The 18,482-nt window shown below is 69.7% G+C and carries 15 protein-coding genes; 14 read left to right on the forward strand and 1 reads right to left on the reverse strand.

Annotated features, from left to right (window positions below; all coding sequences use genetic code 11):
* Positions 1-201: 201 nt before the first annotated feature.
* The 6 genes from ACLQ2U_RS20750 (at position 202) to ACLQ2U_RS20775 (ending at position 6,469) form a co-directional block, all read left to right on the forward strand.
* Positions 202-735 (forward strand): helix-turn-helix transcriptional regulator, encoded by a 534-nt coding sequence (locus ACLQ2U_RS20750; RefSeq protein WP_425752368.1) that lies wholly within the window; start codon positions 202-204, stop codon positions 733-735.
* Positions 736-761: 26 nt separating this feature from the next.
* Positions 762-1,421, forward strand: coding sequence for a DUF4255 domain-containing protein (locus ACLQ2U_RS20755; protein WP_425752369.1), 660 nt, complete (start codon positions 762-764; stop codon positions 1,419-1,421).
* A complete protein-coding gene (locus tag ACLQ2U_RS20760) occupies positions 1,422-3,395 on the forward strand; it encodes an ATP-binding protein (protein ID WP_425752370.1) in 1,974 nt (657 codons plus the stop codon). It begins immediately after the preceding gene.
* A gap of 273 nt (positions 3,396-3,668) precedes the next feature.
* Positions 3,669-5,099 carry a hypothetical protein gene (locus tag ACLQ2U_RS20765; protein WP_425752371.1) on the forward strand — a complete coding sequence of 477 codons (1,431 nt, stop codon included), beginning with the start codon at positions 3,669-3,671 and terminating at the stop codon, positions 5,097-5,099.
* 136 nt (positions 5,100-5,235) lie between these two features.
* Positions 5,236-5,961 (forward strand): DUF4157 domain-containing protein, encoded by a 726-nt coding sequence (locus tag ACLQ2U_RS20770; RefSeq protein WP_425752372.1) that lies wholly within the window; start codon positions 5,236-5,238, stop codon positions 5,959-5,961.
* On the forward strand, positions 5,948-6,469 hold the full coding sequence (locus tag ACLQ2U_RS20775; protein WP_425752373.1) for a hypothetical protein: 522 nt from the start codon (positions 5,948-5,950) through the stop codon (positions 6,467-6,469). Before ACLQ2U_RS20770 ends, ACLQ2U_RS20775 begins: the two co-directional genes overlap by 14 nt.
* Before the next feature lie 244 nt (positions 6,470-6,713).
* Here the strand turns inward: ACLQ2U_RS20775 and ACLQ2U_RS20780 are convergent, their stop codons facing one another.
* Positions 6,714-10,655, reverse strand: coding sequence for a phage tail protein (locus ACLQ2U_RS20780; RefSeq protein ID WP_425752374.1), 3,942 nt, complete (start codon positions 10,653-10,655; stop codon positions 6,714-6,716).
* A gap of 260 nt (positions 10,656-10,915) precedes the next feature.
* On the opposite strand from ACLQ2U_RS20780, the gene ACLQ2U_RS20785 reads away from it, so the two are divergent.
* Genes ACLQ2U_RS20785 through ACLQ2U_RS20820 form a run of 8 tightly spaced genes read left to right on the forward strand, consistent with a single transcriptional unit; the run spans position 10,916 to position 18,481 of the window.
* Positions 10,916-12,466, forward strand: coding sequence for a phage tail sheath family protein (locus tag ACLQ2U_RS20785; protein WP_425752375.1), 1,551 nt, complete (start codon positions 10,916-10,918; stop codon positions 12,464-12,466).
* Positions 12,467-12,482: 16 nt separating this feature from the next.
* Positions 12,483-12,926: a phage tail protein gene (locus ACLQ2U_RS20790; RefSeq protein WP_425752376.1), complete on the forward strand. Its 444-nt coding sequence runs from the start codon at positions 12,483-12,485 to the stop codon at positions 12,924-12,926.
* 4 nt (positions 12,927-12,930) lie between these two features.
* A complete protein-coding gene (locus ACLQ2U_RS20795) occupies positions 12,931-13,368 on the forward strand; it encodes a hypothetical protein (protein WP_425752377.1) in 438 nt (145 codons plus the stop codon).
* On the forward strand, positions 13,365-13,523 hold the full coding sequence (locus ACLQ2U_RS20800; RefSeq protein WP_425752378.1) for a DUF6760 family protein: 159 nt from the start codon (positions 13,365-13,367) through the stop codon (positions 13,521-13,523). Before ACLQ2U_RS20795 ends, ACLQ2U_RS20800 begins: the two co-directional genes overlap by 4 nt.
* A 6-nt stretch (positions 13,524-13,529) precedes the next feature.
* Positions 13,530-15,563, forward strand: coding sequence for a hypothetical protein (locus ACLQ2U_RS20805; protein ID WP_425752379.1), 2,034 nt, complete (start codon positions 13,530-13,532; stop codon positions 15,561-15,563).
* A 15-nt stretch (positions 15,564-15,578) separates the two neighbouring features.
* Entirely contained in the window at positions 15,579-16,013 is a 435-nt protein-coding gene (locus tag ACLQ2U_RS20810; protein ID WP_425752380.1) for a phage tail protein, read from the forward strand.
* A gap of 1 nt (position 16,014) precedes the next feature.
* Complete coding sequence (locus tag ACLQ2U_RS20815) at positions 16,015-16,779, forward strand: LysM peptidoglycan-binding domain-containing protein (RefSeq protein WP_425752381.1); 765 nt, start codon at positions 16,015-16,017, stop codon at positions 16,777-16,779.
* Positions 16,769-18,481 (forward strand): VgrG-related protein, encoded by a 1,713-nt coding sequence (locus ACLQ2U_RS20820; RefSeq protein WP_425752382.1) that lies wholly within the window; start codon positions 16,769-16,771, stop codon positions 18,479-18,481. Before ACLQ2U_RS20815 ends, ACLQ2U_RS20820 begins: the two co-directional genes overlap by 11 nt.
* Position 18,482: the final 1 nt, after the last annotated feature.

Consider the following 18,482-nt stretch of genomic DNA (forward strand, 5'->3'; position numbering starts at 1 on the left):
CGGGGGAGGAAATCCTCGCCCCGTTGAGTCCACGTTGACTGGGTGATTGCTGCCTTGTCGCACGCTACTGAAAGGCGACTGGGAGGGCACCAGGAGGCGGTTCGCATGGCAACCAGGAGGATTCCGGTCTACCTGCACGCTAATGACCCGATCTCGTACGTCGGTGTAGCCGGTCAACTGCGACCTCGGCCCGAGGTTCGGGTGCTCGCTCCCGAGGAGGTCGGGGAGGCTGGCGTCGGGCTGGTGGTGGCTGACTCGATCGACGACGAGGCGCTGCGGGTGCTGCGTGAACTGCGGTGTGGGGGCGTACCCCAGTTGGTCGTGGTCGCCACCCAACTCGACGAAGCTGATCTGGCCGCCGTCATCGAGGTCGGTGTCACTGGCGTGATCCGCCGCGTCGAGGCGACGCCGGACCGACTGGTGGCTGTGATCACCAGTGCCGCGCAGGGCGAGGGCAGCGTGCCGCCGGACCTGCTCGGCCGGCTGCTCAATCAGGTGGGGCGCCTGCAACGGCAGGTGCTCGGACCGCGTGGGTGGACCTTCTCGGGCCTGACCGAACGTGAGATCGAGGTGTTGCGGCTCGTCGCCGACGGGTTCGACACCGCCGAGATCGCCCTGAAGCTTTCGTACTCCCAACGCACCGTGAAGAACGTGCTGCACGACGTCACCAGCCGCCTCCACCTGCGCAACCGCTCGCACGCCGTCGCGTACGCCCTGCGCCACGGGCTCATTTAACCGTCGCTCGGCCATCGGAGGCACTAATGATCCACGAGGTGGACGACGCGCTGCGCCGGGTGTTGCGCGCCGAGGCGCTTACCGGCAACGACGTCGAGATCGCCCTCGACGCGCCCACCAAGGAGTGGGCCGCCCGACGCAACGCGCCGACGGTCAACATGTACCTGTACGACATCCGGGAAGACCTGCGCCGTCGCCAGCGGGGCCTGCTCAACGAGTACGGCCCGGACGGCCGGGTCTCCGCCCGACACCTGCCGCCCAGGTACGTCAAGATGTCGTACCTCATCACTGCCTGGACCCAGCGCCCAGAGGACGAGCATCGGCTGCTGTCGTCGCTGCTGCTCACCCTGCTCGGGTACGAGGCCCTCCCGCCTGCGGTGCTCACCGGTTCCCTCGCGGCGCTCGGTCTGCCGGTGCCGATGACCGTGGCGCTGCCCCCACCGGAGGACCGGGCGTTCGCCGACGTGTGGACGGCACTGGGCGGCGAGCTCAAGCCATCACTCGATGTGGTGGTCAGCGTGCCGATCGACGCTGGACGTCGCTACCCGGCCGCCCAGGTGGCCACCGACGGTATGCGTCTGGACGTCGACGGGGACGGGCGCGTGGGCGATCGCCGGGACGTCGAGCACCACAGCCCGACGGTGCCCGCGCCGCGACCGGCCATGAGTCGGGTACGGGGGCAGTAGATGGCCCCTCCCGCCGAGCTGCTCGCCCGCTTGGCCGCGCTGGAGCGGCGGGTGCGGGACTCGGTCGCCGCCCGGCGTGCCACCGATCCTAGCCCGGACGACCCGTTCCTGGGCTTGTATTTGTCCGATCAGGCGATCGACGGGCTGCTCCAGGCGCCCCGGTTGCCCGACCCGGCGCCGCCGCCGGGTCTGGCGCTGCTGCCGGCGGCGGCTGGTCTCAGCGCGTTGGACACCGAACTGTTGCTCGTGGCATTGGCGCCCGACGTCGACAGCCGCTTCGAGCAGTTCTACGGCTACCTCAACGACGATGTCACCCGCCGCCGGGCGACCGTGGGGCTCGCCCTGCGACTCTGCGGCGTACCGGAGGCGGCAGCGGCGGGACGGGCCCGCCTCGCCGCCGACGCGCCGTTGATCGTCACCGGCCTGCTCGCCGTCGAGGAGCCGGAGCGGCCGTTCCTGTCGCGTGCGCTGCGACTCACCGACCGGGTGGTTGGTCACCTTCTCGGCGACGACCGGACGGACCCGGACCTGCACCCGCTGCTCGACGACGCGGTGCGGCCGGTGCCCGATCTGACCGACGCCGACCTGCTGGCTCGCGCTCTCGGCGACGGGGTTCGCCTGGCGTACCTGCGGGAGCGCCAGGGTGGTAGCGGCCTCGCCCTGGGCGTGAGCGCGCTCGCCCGGTCCGGCATGAGGGCGCTTGCGGTCGACGCGGCCCGCCTGGCGGACTCGCCGCAGCTCGCCCGGCCCCTGGTCTGCGAAGCGTTGCTCAGCGGAGCCGGCGTGGTACTCGGCCCGCTCGACCGAGTTGACGTGAGCGCTGCCGTGGAGGCGTTCTCCCGCACGCAGGTACCGCTACTGCTGTACGGCGTGGTGGGCTGGGACCCTCGCCAGAGCCGGTGCTCGCCGCTCCGCGTGGACGCCGTCCCGATCCCGCCGGCCGTACGGGTCGCCGCGTGGCGGGACGCGCTGGACGGACGGCTCGCCTCCGGCGTCGACCCGGCCGCGGTGACCGCGCACTTCACGCTCGGGCCGCTGCAGATCCGGCGGGCCGCTCAAGACGCCGTGCTGTCCGCCCGCGCCGCGGACGGCACCGTCACCGCCGACCTGCTGCGGCAGGGCGCGCGCAGCCAGAACGCCGCCGGCCTGGAACGGCTCGCCCGTCGCGTCGAGCCCGCAGTCGACTGGTCGGACCTCGTGCTGCCCACGGCGGTGCTCGGCCAGCTCCGCGAGCTGGCGGCCCGCGCGCGCTACCGCGACCAGGTGCTCGACCAGTGGCGGATGCGCCCCGGCGGCGGTCGCGGCCGTGGAGTGACGGGCCTCTTTGCCGGCGACTCGGGCACCGGCAAGACGATGTCCGCGGAGGTTGTCTCCGCCTCGCTCGGTCTCGACCTCTACACCGTCAACCTCGCCACGGTGGTGGACAAGTATGTGGGGGAGACCGAGAAGAACCTCGAATTGATCTTCTCGGAAGCGGCCGGTGTCAACGGAGTCCTGCTCTTCGACGAGGCGGACGCGATCTTCGGCAAGCGTTCCGAGGTGCGTGACGCCCACGATCGGTACGCCAACATCGAGAGCGCGTACCTGCTGCAGCGCATGGAAACCTTCGACGGCATTGCCATCCTCGCCACGAACCTGCGCGCCAACCTCGATGAGGCGTTCACCCGACGGCTAGACGTCGTCGTGGACTTCCCGCTGCCCGACGAGGAGCTGCGTCTGACGTTGTGGGACCGGTGCTTGGGCGCCAGGTTGCCCCGTTCGTCGGACGTTGACCTGAACTTTCTGGCCACGGCGTTCGAGCTGGCGGGCGGTCACATCCGCTCGGCGGCGGTGACCGCGGCGTATCTCGCGGCCGAGGCGAGACGGCCGGTCGGCATGGCCGACGTGGTCGGCGCTGTCGCCCGGGAGTACCGAAAACTCGGCCGACTGTGCCTCGACCGCGAGTTCGGCCAGTACCTGGCGTTGGCGACCTGACGGCCGCGGGGCGACGCCGACGGCGAGGAGAAGAGGAGGCGGGCAGCGATGAGCGTGACATGTCGAGCTTGCGGTCGGGCCAACGCGGACGGTGCTCAGTTCTGCGCGAACCCGGACTGCGGCGAGTATCTGGGGTGGGCGGGTGATCGGCCGAGCCAGGGGCAGCCGCCTCCTCCGCACCCCGCCCGCGGTACCGTCCCGCTCGGTGCGACCGCCCAGTTCGGCCGACTCCCGGCGGAAGGCGGTGGACCGAACGACGGTCGGGACCAGCGCGTGGGGGTGCGTGCGACGCTGGCCGACAACGTCGTCGAGGTGACGCCCGGCTCCAGTGCCTCGACCACGCTGTCGGTCTACAACGCCGGCACGAAGGTCGAGGGGCTCCAGATCACGGTGACCGGGCCGGCCGCGGCCTGGACGGTCGTTGAGCCGGCGGAGTTGTCCATCTATCCCGAGCAGACCGGCACGGTGACCTTGCGTTTCTCGCCGCCGCGGGCCTCGTCCTGTCCCGCCGGCCACGCCTGGTACGTGGTGCGACTCGACTCGACCGTCCACCGACAGCTCACCGTCACGGCGAACGGCGTTGCCGCCGTCGCCGCGTACCACGACGTCGCGGCCGAGCTGGTTCCGCCCAGCTCGTCCGGGCGGGGCGCCACGAAGCACCAGGTGGTGGTGGACAACCGCGGCAACATCGTCGAGCGCGCCGGGCTCAGCGCGGCCGACGACGAGGGGGCCTTCCGGATGGTGCTCGGCCGGACCGCCGTCGAGCTGCCGCCCGGTCGCGCAAGCGTCCCGCTGACCGTACGAGTGCCGCGGCGCTGGTTCGGCCGACCCCGCGCCGTGCCGATCCACGCCACCGTCGCCGTGGAGGGCGCCAGTGCTCCGCTGCGTGCCGACGGCACCCGGCACGTCGTACCGGTGTTTCCGCCCTGGGTGCCGGCCGCCGCCCTGGTCACGGCGCTGCTGCTCGGCGGCGGCGGTGCCGCGTTCGCCCTCGCCAGCGGCGATGACAGGACCCCTGGCCCGGCGGCCCAGTCGCCGACGTCGACGCCGCCAGCGGTGACGACCGGCCCGCCGCCGACGACTGGCCCGTCGCCAACACCTTCGCCGCCCGCTACGCCATCGACCGGGGAATCCTCGACGCCCCCACCTACCGCCACGCCGAGCAGCCAGCCGCCAAGCTCCGCCCCGGATCCGCTCGACAAGATCGAGCCGGCCGACTGCCTGCCCTACGACCCCGAAGAGTTGAAGATTTACGACGCCGGAGCGATCGGCTGGCGGTTGGTGGAAACCCTCGCCGACGGGCAGGAGCACGGGATGCTGATACTGGACAACGAGGCCGACGCCACCGCGGCGCTGACGGTCGCCCGCCGGTCCACCAACTTCTGCTTCATCGGGCGCGGAAACACCCGGCCCAACCACGTTGACTACCTCGTCCAGTACTGGAAGGGCGCGTCCGGACAGACGACGACGATCGAGTCGCCGGACTGCATCCCGTACGGCAAGGCGGGCTTGACGATCGTCGACGAGGGTGACAGCGGCTGGCTGCTGACCGACGGGTCGTCGCGGATGCTCATCCTGGACAACGAGCAGGACGCGAGGAACGCGTTGATCGTCGCCCAAGCGCACAGCAAGCATTGTTTCATCGGGCGAGACAACGCCCGGCCGAACCGCCGGGACTACATAGCCGAGTACTGGCTCCGGTGACCCGCCCGTCGACGCGAGCGGATCTGCCCCTAAAGGGCGCGCGGATCTGCCCGTTGGTGCGCGCGGGCACCCCTGGCGTCCAGCTGGCGGACGGCCGCACGCTGAGGCGGTACGGGCAACGAGCGGAGGTACTGCCATGCGCGGGCACGACCACGACCTGGAGAGCGGCCTTCGTCCCAAGGGCGACCGCATTGAGCGCGACGACGGCGGTGACCTGACATATCGCGCCGCGGCGGCGGGGCGGACCGACGTGCTCGGCCCGGCCGGGCTGCTCGGCCTGCAACGCGCGATCGGCAACGCGGGCGTGAACGCGCTCGTCGATGAGGAGCGCTCGCCGGTGCTCGATGTGGTCAACTCCGGCGGTGGGAGCCCGCTGGACGTGGAAACCCGTGCCGACATGGAGTCCCGCTTCGGTCACGACTTCGGCGATGTGCGGGTCCACATCGACGGTGCGGCGCACGAGTCGGCCCGGGCGGTCAACGCCCACGCGTACACCGTCGGCTCCAACATCGTCTTCCAGCGCGACAAGTACGACCCCGCCTCTGAGGGCGGCCGGCACATGCTCGCGCACGAGCTGACCCACGTGGTGCAGCAGCGCAGCGGACCGGTCGACGGCACGGAGGCCGGCGCGGGAGTGAAGGTCAGCGACCCGTCCGACCGGTTCGAGCGCGAGGCGGTGGCGAATGCGGACCGGCTGTTGTCCGCCCCGGCTCCGGTCGTCTCCACCGGTCCCGCCCAGGCCGTGCAGCGCTCCGCGGACGGCGGCGCGTCAGTGCAGCGCCAAGAGGAGGCCGAGGACGAGGACAAGACCGCGCAGACCTATGTCCAGCGCCAGGAAGAGGAGAAAGATGAGCAGGCGTGAGTGTCTGTTGCCGAGCGAGCGTCAGGGATACGGGCAACGGGCGGGGTGGGCCTCGCTCGCCGCAGCCCTGCTCCTGCTGATGCTGACCGCGTGCGCTGGCGGGGAGTCCGAACCGGCCCGGCCGGAGAGCGTGGTCACGGTGGTGCCGGATGGCGCTGGGGCGACCGAACCAAGCGGTGAACGGCCACAAGGCCAGAACCCTGGACTCGGAGACAACGTGGTGGACGGCCATACATATGACCCGCAGGGAAGGCCTCTGGCCGGCGTGGATGTCTATTTCTATGTCGTGCCGAGAAGCTTCGGGTCCTTCTACCAGGCGAAGAGCGGGGTGGACGGCTCGTACTCCTACCGCCTGCCGGAGGGCGTATACCGCGTGTTTGCTGAATACTCCGGCCCGGGCTCGCGGGAGCCGGAGATCGGCGAAGATCTCCAAACGATGGACGGTGAGTTGGCGGTGTCCATCACCGTCCCACCGAGCCAGACCATCGACTTCCAACTGGTCCGCTAGCCTCCGACCCCCTTCTCGGCAGCGCGTTGCCCGTGGCGATGGATGTCATCTGGTTTCCGGTTGGGTCTTGTGATCCTCGCGGTGTGGCCGAGCGACTCACTACCGGTGGTGGGTGGACAACCCCTGGCCACCGTGCCTTCGCGCCGTCCGGGTGGGCGGCGGGCGTTAGGTTGGGACTGTGCGGGGCAGGGAGCAGTGGGACCCGGACCTGGTCCGTGTTGTCCATGTCCGGTCACGCTCGATGTCATTGGTCCGGCAAGCGGTCGGTGACGATGGCGACGATGTCCTGTGCTTGAAGTGCCGCGGCGGTACGGATTTTGTCTTCGGTCGGCAGTGGCTCCATGTGGCCGCGCAGATCCTGTTTGGCCTTGTCAGCGTGGTCGGACTGGACCTTGTTGGCCGTCAGTTTGATCCGGGAAGTGAACAGCGCGGGCAGCTTCTGGACAAGAGTGGACTTCAACTGGTTTCGCTTCGCCGCGAAGCTCGCACGCGCGGCCGCGAGTCTTTCGGCGCCACCCTGCCTGATGCGCTTAGCGGTGATGTTTCGCCCTTCGATCGTCGGTGTGCCCTGCGCCGCAATCGCCTTGAGTTGACGGATAAAGTTCCAGTCTGCCCCCTCAATCCCACGAGTCTTGGCAGTCGCGGCCGACTTGTAGATTAGGATTGTGTGCTGACGATTGTCCTCACTGCTGCCGCGTTCGATGATTTCGGTCTCGCCGAGCTGTTCGAGCAGTGTGGAGACGAGTCTCACGGGGATGATGTGCTCGGACTCCAGCATCCGCTCCGGCACGTCGCCGGAATGTCGCGAAGGCTGCGAACCATGAGGTGCGATGTTGCCGAGCCCGCTGGGTCGATCGCGGTTGGTTTGCGTGCCTGCCGCACCGATTCTGATAAGTAGGTCGGCCACGAGCGGTGCGAGCCGGTCGAGCTGGGCCTGCGCCGCAGGCCCGGCATTTGCGCGCGCTGAGGTAATCGTATTCTGAGCCCTGTCGATTTGCGCCATGACAGCGTTTACATGAGACTCCACGTCGATGGCCCGCCCCTCCTTCCTCCATCGTCCTTGAAGAGCGGCTACCCGGGCCCGGATCTTCTCCCTCAACGGGCCTTCCGTTGAGGCCATGCGGAACTGACCCGTCTTTGGATCCACGCTCAATGTGTGCGACTCAGCACCTGCTCTGAACGGCTTCCGAACGATTCCGAGCGTCTCACCAACTTTCCTGACGCCAGTCTTGATCTTCCCTTTGGCCCACGCCTTGCCGGCGGCGACCTTGGCCTTGACCTTGCCGCTGATGCCCGCGATACCGCGGATGATCGGGCCGGCGAGCTTGAGGCCGGTCTTGATCACGAAGTCGAGAGCCTTGTTGACCGGCTTCTGCAGCGTCTCCACGATCTGGCGGATCTTCTGGCCGATGCCGCCGAGGCCGATCGCGCTGGCCAGGAAGCCGATGAGGATCGGCACCATCTGGCCGAGCACGTTGTTGATCTTCTCGACCACGCCGCTGATGTTGCCGCGGGCGATCTCGGCGACCGAGTCGAGCACGGTGTTGACGAACTTCGCGATCCGGCTGGCGTTGTTCACGAAGAACATCACGACGTCGTAGATCAGCTTGCAGGCCTTGATGAACGCCGCCGCAGGGTTCAGCAGCCCGATAAGCCACGTGATGCCGGCCGTGATGATCTTCGTGATCACGAAGTCCTTCACCTGCTCGAGGATCATCTCCTTGATGTCGCCGAGCTTCTCGATGAGCATCTGCCACAGACCCGCAACGCCCTGGCTCGCGAGGACCTGGAAGATCTCGACGCCCTTCTCCGCGGCGGTCATCGCCCGCTCGCCGATCTGCCGGACAATGCGGTTGCGGATGTTGGCCCAGGTCAGGCCGAAGATTGACGCGAGTAGCTTGATGATGCCCTTGACGTCGAAGGTGGCGGGCAACTCGACGCCGCCCTCCGCGAGCGCCCCGAAGAGCCAGCTCATCAGGCCCTTGCGGAGGTGGTCGAGGATGTTGTCCTTGAACTTGAGGATGCCGCCCTTCACGCCTGCGATCAGGTTGCCAAGGAACCCGACGGGGTTCTTGATGATCTCGCCGACGACACCGGCCGCGCGGGCGAGGACGTTCTTGAGTACTGCGACGAGCTCACGGATCGTGTTGATGACGGCCTTGATCGCGCCGACGGCCTTGTCGACCAGGCCCTTGTTCTCGGCCTGCAGGGCCTCGATCCGCTCGTCGAGCCCCTTGCGCGCCTCGACGTACTTTGTGGCGAGGGCATCGACCGTCGCTTCCTGCTTCTCCTCGACGTCGCGCTCCAGTTGCGCGAACCGGTCGCCGATCTCCTTCGACGCCTCCGCGCCGACTTTCTTCAGATCCGCGGGGAGGCTCTTCACGTACGCCGCGATCTCGGCCCGACCGGCCGCGATCCGCTTCTTGGCGGCGGTCAGGTCGTTGCCGACGATGTCGGCGACCCGCGAGATCACGCCGTCCATCTGCTTGAGGTAGAGCTCGCGACCGGCCTCGTAGAACTCGTTGACCTTCGACGGCATCCCGAGCAGCTTGTCCTTGGCCCAGCGCAGTCGGCCCAGCCAACCGCCGTACCGGTCCTTCTTGTACGCGGACATCTTTGCGGCCACGTACGACTCGAAGGACGCCCGGGCGGTGGCTTCGCCCTGCTCGAAAACCGACTCCACCTGGGGGTCGATGCCGTCGAGGATCTTCTTCACGCCGGCCTCGGTGGCGGCGAAGATGCTCTGGATCTTCGCGGTGACCTCGGCGCGCTTCGCCTCGTCCTTCGACTTGGTCTTGCCCTTGTCGGCGACAAGCTTGGCGAGCGCCGCGCCCTTGGCGCCCTGCATGCTGGCGACGCCCGAAGCGGTCTCGGCGGCGGCCTCGGCCTTGCCGTGCTGGATGACCGCCTGCTCGTGCTGGCGGAACTCGGCGGGCGCGGTGTCGGCGTGCGCGGCGGCGGCTTCTTTGTCGGCGAGGGCCGACTCGAACGCGGGCTCGCCGGACTGCGCGAGCTGCGCGTCGGTGACCTCCGCCTCGGCCATTTCCTGGTTGACCTGGTGCTTGCCGGCCTCCAGGTTGGTCTGTTCGGCTGGCGCCGGCTTGGGTACGGCGCCTACGGCCGGGATCGGCACGGCCTGCCCCGGCTGCTCCTCGCTCATCGGCGCGACCGGCTTCGCGACCGCCTTGGATTGGTCCGGGGCCGCGTCAGTGGCCGTTTCGATGTCCTTGGCCTGGCCCTGCGTGCCCTGGGTGACCAGGCCCTTGACCTCGCCCTTGACCTCGCCCGCCTTGCCGGAGGACTTGTAGTCGTCGGCCTCCTTCAGCGTCTTCGGTGACTTCGCCCCGATGGCCGCCTTCACCGCCGCGATGAAGGCCCTCTTGTCGAACGTGCCTGCCTGCTGGGCGTCCATCGTGTCGACCTTGGCCGCCTTGGCCTGCCCGGCGATGTCGTCGGTCGGGGCGAGCGCCGCGTCCTGCGCCTCTTTCGCCTTCGACGCGGCCGATGGATGGGCCTTCTTGGCTCGTGCGAAGCCCGTCACGTTGCCCTTCACCGCCGCGAACGCCGGGTCGTCGTCCGGCCGCACCGTCGTGGGTGAAACGGGCGGCTGGAGCAGGTGATCCGCGGACAGCGGAGCAGGGGCCATCGCGGTCGCCCCGACTCCGCTGAGGGCGGCCGCCAGGGCTGTGCCGCCGTGGGCATTCGCGGGGGCCTTGCCGCCCGCCCTCCCGCGCGCCTTCGCGCCCGCCTTTCCGAGCGGGCTGACCGCGGGTACGGGCTTGGGCGGCGGAACGGGCTTCTTCGCGGCTACCGCGGCCGGCCCGAAGCCCGTCACCGTCACCGCGAGCGCGGAGGCCGGCGGCTTCGGGCCCTCGAGGTCGACCGGTACGCCGGCCGCCTTTGCCGCCTTCAGTCCCTTCCCGACGGTGTCGATCACCGGCTCGTCGCGGCGGAACTCTCGAAGAGCGGCGTCGATGTCGGTGACAGCCTGCTCGCCGGGCGACCTCAGCCTCGCGGCCATGAGGGCGCTGACTGCCGCGTTGCCGGCGCTTCTCTGCAGCGCCAGAACGGCATGCGGACCAACCGCGGCGCCTCGGCCGTTGCCGCCGGCCCTTTGCCTGCCATTGGCGAGGGTGTCACCGACCTCGACCCTCGCAGATTCCGCTGTCCGACGCGCGCCGGTCATGACTTGAGGGTGGCCAAAGCGACTCCGCTCGACGTCCGGCGCCCGGGCACTCCCCGGGGCACTCCCGGTTGCCCGAAGGGGCATTCGGTGAACCTGTCGGCCGAACTCACGGGGGTGACAGCGGCGCCGCAGCATGAAGAACAACCTTCGCCTGCCCGTTCGGGCACCCAGTTCTTCCCGCCCGCACAGCCCGGTGGCCGTTACGCAGCCGTCCCGTGCGGCCACAGCATCGGTCTACAGCCAGTCGACGAGGAGGCGTGATGCCCAGCTATCTCTCGCCCGGGGTGTACGTCGAAGAGGTCGCGGCCGGCTCGCGGCCGATCGAGGGAGTGGGCACCGCCGTCGCCGCCTTCGTCGGGTTCGCGCCGCAGGGGCCTTTCCACCGGCCGACCCTGGTGACGAACTGGGGCCAGTACACGCAGATCTTCGGGGAGTTCGCCGAGAACTGCTACCTCGCGCATGCCGTCTACGGCTTCTTCCTCAACGGCGGCGGTACCTGCTACGTCGTACGCGTGGGTGGCGAGCGTACCGAGGATGCCGACGGTGGCAACGGCGACAACCGGGCGGTCGCGGCGGCGCCCCAAGCGACCCTTGGCGGCTACCGGTTCGTCGCACGCGAGCTGCCCGCAGCCGGCGCGAAGACCGGCGACATCAGCGTCGAGGTCAGCGAGGCCACCGGCGACGGTGCCGGCGAGGACCGCTACACCGTGGTCGTCAAGCAGGGCGGCAAGCCTGCCGAGACCCACGAGGTGACCACCAAACGCGGCAAGGACAACGTGGTCACGGTCGTGCGTGAGAAGTCCAAGCTGATCAACGTCGAGGAGGTGACCACCGGCACCGGGCTGGCCAAGGGCACGGTAGCGCTGCGCCCGGCTGCGGCGCCGGCGCCGATTCCGCAGGAGGTCGTCGCCGACGACTACGTGGGCGATGTCGCCGAGCGGACCGGTTTCGGCGGCCTGGAGGCCGTCGACGAGGTCACCATGGTGGCGGTGCCCGACCTGATGAGTGCGTACCGGCGCAATGGGGTGGACCTGGAGACCGTCAAGGCAGTCCAGCTGGCGATGATCGCGCACTGCGAGCTAATGGGCGACCGGATGGCCATCCTGGACGCCCCGCCGGGCCTGTCGCCGCAGCAGGTCAAGGAGTGGCGGACGGACCTCGCCGGCTACGACTCCAAGTATGCGGCCCTGTACTACCCCTGGATCAGGGTTTTCGACCCGGCGACCGGCACCAACGAGTACATGCCGCCTAGCGGCCACATCGGCGGGATCTGGGCACGCAACGACGCCAGCCGGGGGGTGCACAAGGCGCCCGCGAACGAGGTCGTCCGCGGTGCGATCAGCCTCGCCACCCAGGTCACCAAGAACGAGCAGGATCTGCTGAACCCGATCGGGGTGAACTGCATCCGGACGTTCCCCGGCCGTGGCGTGCGGGTGTGGGGGGCGCGCACGCTGTCGAGCGATCCTGCATGGCGTTACCTGAACGTGCGTCGGCTCTTCAACTACCTGGAGGAGTCGATCCTCGCCGGCACGCAGTGGGTCGTCTTTGAGCCCAACGACGACGCACTCTGGGCGCGCATCCGACGCACCATCAGCGCCTTCCTCGTCATGGAGTGGCGCAAGGGGGCGCTGTTCGGGCTCACCCCCGACGAGGCGTTCTTCGTCCGGTGCGACCGGGCGACCAACCCGGCGGAGGCCATCGATGCCGGACAGGTCACCTGTGAGATCGGGGTCGCGCCGGTGAAGCCGGCCGAGTTCGTCGTCTTCCAGCTGGCGCAGATCTCCGGCGGCACCAGCCTGGTCAACGAGTAGGAAGGGCGGTAGGGCCATGGCACTGCCAGATCTGGACACCTCGGTCGGTCATTCCTTCGGTCTGGAGATCGACGGGATCGTGATCAAGCAGATCTCCGAGGTGAGCGGCCTGAAGATGGAGCAGGAGGCCATCGAGCTCAAGCAGAACACCCCGGACGGTAAGTACGTCATCAAGAAGCTGCCCGGCCGGCCGAAGGCGGGGGAGGTGACGTTGACCCGCGGCCTGACCGCCGACAACAGCTTCGAAAAGTGGGTGAAGGACGCGCAGTTCGGCAAAATGGCCGATGCGCGCAAGGGCGGCGCCATCATCGTCTACGACTACGAGGGGAACCCGCTCAAGCGGTACAAGCTGATGAACGCGTGGCCGAAGAGCCTGGAGATCGGCGCGTTGAAGGCGGGCGACACCAGCGTGCTCACCGAGAAGCTCGTCATCACGTACGAGCAGTTGGAAGTCGAGTAGTCCGATGCGCCGAAGCCTCTCCCTGGCCGGGCCGGCGGCCGCCGATCACCCACCCGAACGGCCCCGCGAACCGCTGCGCACCGAGTTCGTCTTCGAACTGCCTCGCGGCTACGTCGACGATGCGGGGGTGGTCCACCGTGATGGCGTCATGCGGCTCGCGACGGCCCGCGACGAGCTCGTCCCGCTGCGCGACGACCGGGTCCGAGAGAACCCCGCGTACCTGACGGTCGTTCTCCTGGCCCGGGTGGTGATCCGTATCGGCACGGTGACCGACGTGCACGTGGGCATCATGGAGAATCTCTTCGCCGCCGACCTGGCATTCCTGCAGGACATGTACCGGCGCATCAACAGCGAGGGACACACCCGGGCCGCCGTGGCGTGCCCGGAGTGCCGGCACCAGTTCGCCGTCGACCTCGCCGGCGGGCGCCTGGGGGAATCGTGACGTACGTGGTCGACCGGCTGCACGAGGAGGTCGCGTACGTCGCCTACCACTTCCACTGGAGCCTTGACGAGATCCTGGACCTGGAGCACCCGGACCGACGCCGGTACGTCGACGAGATCGCCCGAATCAACACCCGCATCAGCCAGGGGAGGTGAGCTGCGATGTGGCCGTGGCGGCGCCGCCGGTTGGCACAGGAGCCAGCGGCCCCGGCATGGACTCCCACCCACCAGGAGTGGAGTGCCGTCGCACCGATCCAGCGGACGCTCGCCGACACCCCGCTCGTCAACCCCGTCCAGCGGTTCAGCGCCGCGCTGGCGGCCTGGCAGGATCCGCGCTTCCTCGCTCCTCTCGAGCACGTGATCGCCCCGGACGAGCCGTCGGGAGTGATCGGGTTGACCGGTGGGCCATCCACGTACGCCCGGGCCGAGGCCACCTACCTGCCGTTGGCGGAGGCGCTGCGACAGCCGGCCAGGCCCCGGCCGACGGCCTCGCCCGCGCAGTGGCTGTCGAGCGCCGTCCAGCGACTCGTCGGGCCCCCAGCGCCGCCCGCGCGGGCGTCCCTTCCCGTGACGGCACCCGTCTCGGCTGACGGCCGCGATGCGGAGACTCCGTCCGCCCCCGCCGCGTCGTCCACGTCCGGGCCCGGACCCGCTCGCGCGCTCGACGGGTTGCCGGTGGCGGCACCGGCCGTCCCTGCCTCGGTGCAGCGGTTGTCCGACCCGGACGCACCCGGTGCCGCGTCGTCGGTATCGCCGTCGGCCGACCCGCCGGATCTCGTCGAGACCGCGGACGGATCGCCGGGGGAGGAGCAAGCCTTGTCGCCCGAGCCGACGTCGGCCGGTTCAGCACCCACCCTCGGGTCGGCCCACGAGCACCACGACGCGTCGGCACCGGCCGCCGGTCCGCCGGCGTCGCTTCCGTCGACCCCCGGCGCGCCGCACCCAATCACGGCCGTGGAGCAAGCGACGAACGTCGGCGACTCGTCTGCGGTCGGGGTCCAGCGCCAGGTCCGCACGGCAGCCCACCCGCCGCTGACCACAACCACCGCCCTCGGAGCCGACACCCAGCGCGCCTCCGCCACAGGCGTTCAGCGGTATGCAGGCAGGGAGGTCCCGCAGCCCTCGATGCGGGATCAGGGCAGCCACCCTAGTCATCTGCCGCGAGTAGACGTCCCGCGTCGGGCCGATACGGAGACGATGGCGCCGCAGCCGATGACCAGTACGGGCGGTGGGCCGGATCTTGGCGGCCCGCCTGCGACCGGCGTCCAACGGCATCCTGTCGCCGCGACCGCGCCGTTGGTTTCGGCACCGAGGCGCCTCGGACTGGGCGCGCCGATCACTCCCGACCTCGACCGGCCCGGCACCGTGGCCGACCCGCCATCGGCGCCCGGACCGGCCCGGGGGCGCCCCGCGGACGCCGGAGATCCAGGGGTGCCCTCGCTCGGCGCCCCCGCCCCCGCCGCTTCGGCTGGCGGTCAGAGCCTGCCGGTGCAGCCGTACATCCTGCCGGTGCAGCGGAATGTCGAACCGACGCAGGTGCCGGAACGGTCCCTGGTCGAGGCCCCGCCGGCCGCCTCGGGTGTCACAGACCTACCGATGGTGCGGCTGGCGCGGTCCGAACCGTATCGGCAGCCACTCGCCGTCGTCCGGCTGATCGGGGAGCGACCAGCGGTGACCAGCGGCTTGGGGCGGCCGGCCGGCCCGTCGTACTCCGGCCCGGACCGTGCCGCACCGCGGACGCCGGTCTTCCGCCTGGTGGATGAGGGTATCGACGCCAGCGCAGCGTCCTTGGCGCGTCCGCATCCGCTCGCGACCACGGACTCCGCGCCGCCCCCGGCGATCGTGGCCCCGGCGACTGGCCGGACCGGCCAGCCTTTGCCTCCTCCGATCAGCCCTCCCGGTCCATCCCCCGTGCCGGTGCAGCGGCAGGACATGCCCGCCGTCGCGGCCGTGCCCGAGATCGCTCCGCCTGCAGAGCTCGCACCTCCCACGACTCCCTCGGCCGTCGATGAAGCGGTGGCGGCGGCAGCCGGCGCGGTGCCGCAAGCGATGGGCGCCGTGGCGTCCCAGGCGGCAATCGGGGCGGAGCCGGAGGAGCTGTTGGCGAAGCTGTTCGACCCGATGTTGCGCCGGCTCAAGGCGGAACTTCGGATCGACCGGGACCGCCGCGGCTGGCTGACGGACCTACCACACTGATCGAGGGGAGCGGCCATGACCGACATCGTCGAAGCCGTCGCGGTGTGCTTCGTTGTCAAGATCGATGACGAGAACCTCGGCGCCTTCAACAGTTGCGAGGGCCTGGGCTGCGAGTTCGTCATGGAGCAACGTGAAGAGGGCGGCAACAACGGCTGGGTGTGGCAGTTGCCCACCCGAATCAAGTACTCGAACGTCAAGCTCTCCCGCCCCGTCACCAAGGACAGCGCGAAGATCGCGCAATGGTTCGCCGGCATGGCAGCCGGTGTCAGACGCAAGACCGCCACGATCGAGGCGCGGACCCTCGAGGGCGCGATCGTGGCCCGGTGGAGCCTCATGGACGTGGTGCCCGTGAGGTGGAGCGGGCCGCAGCTGAACCCGGACACCGCCAAAGTCGCCACCGAGACCATCGAGCTCGCGCACCACGGCTTCCTGGCACCGGCTGGGGGCTGAGATGAGTTCGCCCGTCACGTTCACCGCCGCCGGCACCGCACCGCCCAGCGCCGGCGCCCCCGCCAGCCTGCAGCACGCTGTGCTGGAGCTGCTCGAACCTCCGGCGGGGGGCGGCACGGGCCAGCCCGGCAGAGCCGTCCTGGACATCATCGAGTTCCAGTTCAACCCGAAGGAGCTCAGCCTCACCAAGAACGCCAAGTGGAAGCGGGAGGCGCAGCGCAACGCCCGCAAGAGCGGCCCGCCGGAGTTCACCGGCTCCGACCCCAGCAAGCTCAGCCTGGAGATGTTCTTCGACGCCACCGACAGCATGGACGAGAAGGTGGTCAAGGCCGTCGAGAAGCTCTTCTCCTGCTGCGTCCCTACCGAGAAGAGCCGGCAGGACAAGAAGGGCTCGCCCCCGTGGGTCGTCTTCCGGTGGGGCGGGCTCACCAGCTTCCCGGCGTACGTCAGCAGCGTCACCGCCAAATACACCCTGTTCACGCCGAGCGGAACCCCGGTGCGGGCGCTCTGCACCGTGACACTCGAGGAGATATCCGGGGAGCAGAGCGGACAGAATCCCACTTCCGGCTCGGTCGCCGCCCGCGACATCCACGTCGTCGTCGCCGGTGACACGCTGGCTTCCGTCGCCTTCCGCGCCTACGGCGACCCGGCGCTGTGGCGACGGATCGCACAGGCCAGCAACATCGACGACCCGATGCGACTGCGCCCTGGCACCCGGCTGCTGATTCCCGCGCCCGACGAGCCGGGTGGTCCACATGGTCAATGAGAGCTTCGCTAACACGTTGCTGGTCGAAGTCGAGAGCAACCCCCTGCCAGCCGACCTGGCCGCCCTGATGACCTACGCGTACGTCGAGGACAGCCGCAACCTGCCCGACATGTTCGTGCTGCGTTTCCGCGACCCGCAGCACATCGTCCTCGCCAAAGCCCGGCTCACCATCGGGGCGAAGGTGGCCCTCAAGGTGCAGACGGCCGATCCTGGCGGCCCCCAGCCGCTGACGTCAGGGGAGGTCACCGCCGTTGAACTGGACCTCGACCGCAGCGGCACCGTCGTCGAGGTACGCGGACTCGACATGGCGCACCGCCTGTTCCGCGGACGACGCGTCGCGGCGTACCCCAACATGACCGTCTCCGACGTCGTACGAACCGTGGCCGAGCGCGCCGGACTCAAGCCCGGGAAAATCAGCGCCCTCCCCGGCGTGGGCGGACAGCGCGACACCCAGCTCAGCCAGGACAACATCAGCGACTGGCAGTTCCTCACCCGCCTGGCCGATCTCGTCGGCGCTCAGCTCACCGTCATCGACGGGACCCTGGACTTCCTGCTGCCGGCCCAGCCGGCCGGCGCGCCGGACACCACCGCGAAGGCGACCACCGACCCACTCGTCCTCGAGGCCCACCGCAACCTGGTGGCCCTGCGCGCGTGCGTCAGCGCCGCCGAACAGGTGCCCCGTGTGGAGGCGCGGGGCTGGGACTTCGAACACAAGCAGGAGGTCACCGCCAGCGCGACACCGCGTACCGCCGGGGCGGAAGTGCCGGGTGCGGATCCGGTCACCCTCGCCAAGGCCTTCGACGCCCCGCCGTACCTGGCCGCGGACGCCTCCTGGCATACGCCCGGCACCGTCAAGGCGGTCGCGGAGGCCATCGCAGGGCAGCTCGGCGGGGCCTGCGCCGAGCTCGAGGGAGTGGCCAAGGGCAACGTCAAGCTCCGGGCCGGGGCGGCCGTGGCGCTGGTCAACGTGGGTGAACCTTTCGCCGGGAAATACACCCTCACCAGCACCCGGCACCTCTTCAGCGAACAGGCCGGCTACACCACCGCGTTCACGGTGTCCGGCCGGCAGGAGCGCTCACTGCACGGCCTCGTCACCGGCGGAGGCACCGCCGATGGCCCGGGCCTGGGCGGTCGCCTGGCGCCGGCGATCGTCAGTGACGTACGAGATCCGCTGAAGCAGGGTCGGGTGAAGCTGACCTTCCCGTGGCTCGGCAAGGATTTCAGCAGCGGATGGGCACGCACGGTGCAGACGGGCGCGGGCAAGGGGCGCGGAAGTCTCGTGCTCCCCGAGGTGGGGGACGAGGTGCTGGTCGGCTTCGCCGGCGGCGATATGGACGAACCGTACGTGCTCGGCGGACTCCACAACGGCACCGACGCCGTCCCGGCCTTGACCACCGACCCGATCGACGCGGCCAGCGGCGAGATCACCGCACGCGGTTTCGTCTCCCGCACCGGTCACCGGATCGAGCTGATCGAGAACGACGGCATCGTCCTGGCCACCGGCGACGGCAGGCTCACCATCCGCCTAGACAAGAAGAACGGCGTGGTCGAGGTCAAGGGCAGCAGCGGAGTGACCATCGACGCCGGCACCGGCCCACTGCAACTCAAGGGGCAGAAAGTTGGCATCACCGCCCTGTCGGAGGCCGAACTCACCGCCAACGGCCAGGTCACCGTGCGCGGCGCCCTGATCAGGCTGAACTGAG

The sequence above is a fragment of the Micromonospora sp. DT47 genome (genome assembly GCF_049844475.1).
Classification (GTDB): Bacteria; Actinomycetota; Actinomycetes; order Mycobacteriales; family Micromonosporaceae; genus Micromonospora.